Raw genomic sequence first — 3,927 nt, forward strand, 5'->3', positions numbered from 1 at the left:
ATTCCATTCAATACGTCATGCTTATCAGTGTATTCTTTAATACACATGATAAGGGTTTCCATATCTCCTGAAGCAGAAGTTTTTTCTTGAAATTTCTCTAATGCTTTGGACCCCAGATCGCGCCCCATCTCGGTCAGAACACGGACCAGTTGTGCTTTATCGGTCGAGGGTGCCATCCATGTCGAATTAATCTCGTGTTGCAAGACATCGTTCCAACGCCCCGCACGCGCCGCGATGATATGCGGCTCGCGGGCGGCTGCGGATTCTGGCGTATCGGCCTGCGCGCTGGTGCTGACAAGCGCAATCCGAGTCATCCGCTCGGGCGCACGCCGCATGAGCTCCATCGCGACCATACCGCCAAGACCCATCCCGCAAAGGGCGAACTTTGAAGGCGCCCATGACAGGACTTGGCTGGCGATTTCCTCGATACGCTCACCACAAGTTGGGGGTGCGACCATGACGGCATGGGATTTTGACATCACCTGCAACTGATGCGCAAAAACGCGCGCGTCAGACAGCATCGGCGGGATCATCACCAGCGTTTCACGCGGCATTGTACAAAAACCCTAACAAACTGCTCAACCTTTTATAGGTTTTTCACACTGTGGCGCGGAAACCGTGCTCCCGCAAGTGCTTCAATGCACAGGCAGGCTTTGCCCCCAAGCGATAATCTGCCGTGCCAACGGCGCTGTCTGGCCGGGCGAAAAGATGTCACCGGCCATGACATGCCCCATGTCGTGATCGTCGGGTGTCTGCGTGATCGCAACCGTTTCGGCCTGCGCGCCCCAGCGGGCGATGACTTTATGTGTGTCCTCGGGGTGCACGACCTGATCGGCATCGTTAAAGCAGAACAAGGCAGGCGTCTTGATCAGCGACAGATCAGCGTGGCGCACCGCGCGTACCGCATCCGCCATTACATGAACCGCGTCTGTCGGATACTGCAGGGTCCAATAGGCCGCGTGAGCGGCACTTGACGGCGCGAATGATCGCGACGATCCGGCGACATAGCGCGACCAGTGACGCGCGCCGGGAAGATCAAGCAAGGTTTGCACCACGCGGTACCGCAGCCCGAAATTGGGTGAAATATGAACCATCGCTTTGGCCTGCGCCCCTTCTGCCAAGGCCAGCGTTGCCAGTGTGCAACCGGTCGAGCAGCCCATGATGATCACCTCATCCCCAAGCGTTTCCGCAATCACAATCGCCTCGGCCACATCACGCCGCCAGTCGGACAGGGTAGCCTGTCCCATTGCATCGCCATCCTGTCCGTGGCCGGTCAGCCGTGTGAAGTGAATGTTCGCGCCAAATGCGTCCGCGACCATGTCGGGCAAAGGGCGCAATTCCTCACCGGTTGCAGAAAACCCGTGAATATAGAGTAAAGATACCGGTGTCTTGGTGGCAGGCGCAACCGCCCATACGATCCGCTTTTCGCAACCCGGGCGCAGGTCCGGTACTCGGGCTTCCGCCGCAGCGATCGCTGCCTCCAAGTCGGCCAGCCCCCGGCCTGCCTCTTGCCCAACTGCCAATCCCATCGCGTCCCTTTCCAAGTATCTCCGGAACCCTGCGCAAAGCCTTGGCTGATCGCAGATCCGAACGTTACGTCGGAGGGGCGGTGTCCCTCGCAGATCGCCGCAAGACATCTTCGACCGACGACACAATCAAATCCAGACAATCCTCATCCGAAAAACGATGATCCGCCCCGTCGACAAGGGTCAGGCGCATGTCGGAGCCAGAGGCATGGTCCAGCAGGCGCAAGGCGACGGACATCTCGACATCGCGGTCGGCTGTTCCCTGCAAAAAGCGCGCAGGAAAGTTCAGCGTCAGCGGGTCGCGCAGGACAAGGCGCGCGCGCCCTTCCTCGATCAGACGTCGGGTGATGATGTAAGGTTCTCCGTATTCCGAAGGCAAAGCGACCTGCCCCGCCATCAGTTCCCGTTTCTGCGCGTCCGTAAAGCCTGCCCACATGCTGTCTTCGGTGAAATCCGGCGCGGCCGCGATTGTAACCATGCCAGCGACTTTTTCAGGCATCGCCTTTGCGACCAGCAGGGATATCCACCCCCCCATGCTGGAACCAACCAAAATGACCTTGCCGGCCAGCAGACCGATAGCTGCAGCGGCATCTTCGAACCAGTCGCCAATGCAACCGTCGGTAAAGGCCCCGCTGCTTTCACCGTGCCCGGAATAGTCGAAGCGCAAAAACGCGCGGCCAGAGGCGCGCGCCCATTCTTCAAGATGCACTGCCTTTGTGCCGCCCATGTCGGATTTGAACCCACCCAGAAACACCACCGCAGGACCGGTGCCATCAGTCAGGTGATAAGCAATACGGCGCCCTTGCGGGGTGACAAATGACGGGGTGTCTTGCGTGTTTTCCATGGCTTCATGGCACCACAACAGGCCAGTCGCTGCAAGGTCTTTCGGGCTTAGATGTGACAATGAAAAAGGCGCACAACGGTCAAACGCTGCATGCCTTTTGCAGATATTTTCGACTGTGCCCGGTCAGGCTGGCACTATCCGCCGACGTAGACCGATTTCTTGGGGCGGTAGAAAATTTTCTGATCGTGCAAACGGCCCAGCAGTTCTTCGTTCTGGCGCTGGTCACGTTCGATCACGCGGATCGATTCCAGATGGGCGGGATTGTCCTCTTTCAAGGCCAGCCGCATGCTTGACAGTTCGCGACCGCGTGCGCGCAGCGCCTCTTCGATCATGTTGACGTCGTCTACGTTTAGATCAAATGAACGGTTGTAGCTTGGCATCTGTTATCCCCCAACATCTATGTTTCGGATCGGAAACTTACGTCGTGTTTAACGCCTCATGTGTCGCAGTCAACGTATATCTAGGTATACAGCAACACGGGCTTTCCCCAGCCACTTGACCATTTGTCCACGTCAGGTCATTTACCCGTCACACATAACCCGCAACCGGGCGTTTTGTAGGCGCCAAACAGACGAGGAGCTTGCCACGAATGGCACAGATTTCCCTGACTTTTCCCGATGGTAACAGCCGCTCTTACGAGGCCGGCGTCACTGCGGCCGATGTCGCCGCTGACATCTCATCTTCGCTGCGCAAGAAAGCGATCAGCGCAACGGTCAATGACCAACACTGGGATTTGCAGTGGCCAATCGAGGCCGATAGCAGCATCGCCATCAACACCATGAAAGACGAAGAACCCGCACTTGAACTGGTGCGCCACGATCTGGCGCATATCATGGCCCGCGCCGTACAGGAAATCTGGCCCGAGACCCAAGTCACCATCGGCCCTGTCATCAAGGACGGCTGGTATTACGATTTTGACCGCAAAGAGCCGTTCACGCCCGAAGACCTTGGCGCCATCGAAAAGAAGATGAAAGAGATCATCAACAAGCGTGATGAGGTCCGCACCGAGATTTGGGAGCGCGATGTTGCGATCCAGTATTACAAGGACCGTGGCGAGCCATATAAGGTCGAGTTGATCGAGAGTATCCTCGGCGATGAACCGCTGCGCATGTATTGGCACGGCGACTGGCAAGACCTGTGCCGTGGTCCGCATCTGCAACACACCGGTCAGGTTCCTGCGGATGCCTTCAAGCTGATGTCCATCGCCGGCGCCTATTGGCGCGGCGACAGCGACCGCGCGATGTTGCAGCGTATCTACGGCACGGCCTTCACCAACAAGGAAGGGCTGAAGGCCCACCTGCATATGCTGGAAGAAGCCGCCAAACGCGACCACCGCAAGCTGGGCCGCGAAATGAACCTGTTCCATATGCAGGAAGAGGCCCCCGGTCAGGTGTTCTGGCACCCCAACGGCTGGACAGTTTACACAGAACTGCAAGACTATATGCGCCGCCAGCAGCGCAAGGGCGGCTACGTCGAGGTGAACACACCGCAGGTCGTGGACCGCAAGCTGTGGGAAGCGTCAGGGCACTGGGAAAAGTATCAGGACCATATGTTCAT

At 57.8% G+C, this 3,927-nt stretch carries 5 protein-coding genes; 1 reads left to right on the plus strand and 4 read right to left on the minus strand.

Annotation, left to right across the window (positions count from 1 at the left end; translation table 11 throughout):
* The 4 genes from R6T97_RS08845 to R6T97_RS08860 all read right to left on the minus strand — a co-directional run.
* The coding region (locus R6T97_RS08845) for an alpha/beta hydrolase (RefSeq protein WP_410348928.1) at nt 1-554 on the minus strand (554 nt) is incomplete at its 3' end.
* Between the two features lie 81 nt (nt 555-635).
* On the minus strand, nt 636-1,529 hold the full coding sequence (locus R6T97_RS08850) for an alpha/beta hydrolase (RefSeq protein ID WP_410348929.1): 894 nt from the start codon (nt 1,527-1,529) through the stop codon (nt 636-638).
* 64 nt (nt 1,530-1,593) lie between these two features.
* Nucleotides 1,594-2,370 carry an alpha/beta hydrolase gene (locus R6T97_RS08855; protein WP_410348930.1) on the minus strand — a complete coding sequence of 259 codons (777 nt, stop codon included), beginning with the start codon at nt 2,368-2,370 and terminating at the stop codon, nt 1,594-1,596.
* A gap of 134 nt (nt 2,371-2,504) precedes the next feature.
* Nucleotides 2,505-2,750 (minus strand): hypothetical protein, encoded by a 246-nt coding sequence (locus R6T97_RS08860; protein ID WP_410348931.1) that lies wholly within the window; start codon nt 2,748-2,750, stop codon nt 2,505-2,507.
* A 209-nt stretch (nt 2,751-2,959) separates the two neighbouring features.
* On the opposite strand from R6T97_RS08860, the gene R6T97_RS08865 reads away from it, so the two are divergent.
* A partial coding sequence (locus tag R6T97_RS08865) for a TGS domain-containing protein (protein WP_410348932.1) occupies nt 2,960-3,927 on the plus strand: 968 nt, incomplete at its 3' end.

Origin of the sequence: Yoonia sp. (genome assembly GCF_046498525.1) — a bacterium.
In the GTDB taxonomy this organism is placed as follows: domain Bacteria; phylum Pseudomonadota; class Alphaproteobacteria; order Rhodobacterales; family Rhodobacteraceae; genus Yoonia.